The organism is Halomonas sp. HNIBRBA4712, from assembly GCF_043558675.1.
GTDB lineage: Bacteria > Pseudomonadota > Gammaproteobacteria > Pseudomonadales > Halomonadaceae > Vreelandella.
On the sequence record NZ_JBIFXR010000022.1, the window covers coordinates 1 to 1,218 of the forward strand.

Here is a 1,218-nt window from a genome sequence, read left to right on the forward strand (position 1 = left end):
GTGGACGGTATCACCAGCAACGGCACCGTGAACGTGCTGGGCCTGGTCGAAGGTGCCACCTGGCAGTACAGCACTGATGGCGGTGCCAGCTGGATCGACGGCACCGGTGACAGCTTCGTGCTGGACGAAGGCACCTACGCCGCCGGCACCGTGCAGGTGCGCCAGACTCTGGACAACGCGACCAGCGGTACCTCGACCTTGGGCGCCGTGACCATCGACGCCACCGCCCCGGCCGCGCCCACGGTCGCGCTGATCAACGACACCGGCGCGCTCGACGGCATCACCGCAGACGGCACGCTTGAACTCGGCAACCTCGACCCGGCGGCCTTCCGGGAGATCAGCCTGGACGGCGGCTTGAACTGGCAGCCGGTGACCGGCGATCGCTTCCTGCTGCCCCAGGGCAGCTACGCGGCGGATACCATTCAGGTACGCCAGACCGACGGCGCGGGCAACGTCAGCGAATCCGGCAGCATCGCGGAGGCGATCAGCGTGGTCACTACGCCGCCTCCGGCACCAATAGCCACTCTGGTCGGTGACGGACCGATCACCAACGACGCCACGGTGGATGTCGACGGCATTCTCGATGGCGCCACCTGGGAGTATTCCATCAACGGAGGCACCACCTGGCTGCCGGGCACCGGGACGAGCTTCGAGCTGCCGGAAGACAGCTACGCCGCCGGGACCGTGCAGGTCCGCCAGACCGACGGCGCGGGCAACGTGAGCACGCCCGCCCGGGTCGGCGCAGTCGTGATCGATCTCACCGCCCCGGAATCCCCGACGGCCACGCTTGCCGATGAAAGCCCCATCACCAACGACGGCACCGTCAACGTCGGCAACCTCGAGGAGAATGCCACCTGGGAGTACTCGCTCGACGGCGGCACCACCTGGATCGCGGGTGACGGCACCGCGTTCGAGCTGCCGGAAGGCACCTACGATTTTGATGACGTGCAGGTGCGTCAGACCGATGCGGCAGGCAACACCAGCGCGCCGGTGCGCCTCGGCGCGGTCGAGATCGATGTGACGCCGCCGGCGGCACCCACACTTGAACTGCTCAACGACACCGGCGAGGCGGGCGACGGCATCACCGCCGACGGTACCCTGCTGGTCGACGACCTCGAACCCGGCGCGCTCTGGGAGTACTCGCTCGACGGCGGCACCACCTGGCAGCGCGGGCTGGGAGACCGCTTCGTGCTGCCCGAGGCCGACTACGCGGACGGC

The 1,218-nt window shown here is 68.8% G+C and carries 1 pseudogene; it reads left to right on the forward strand.

The annotated features are described in order from the left end of the window. Nucleotides 1-1,218, forward strand: a pseudogene (locus ACGK9R_RS17150) (hypothetical protein); the annotation flags it as partial.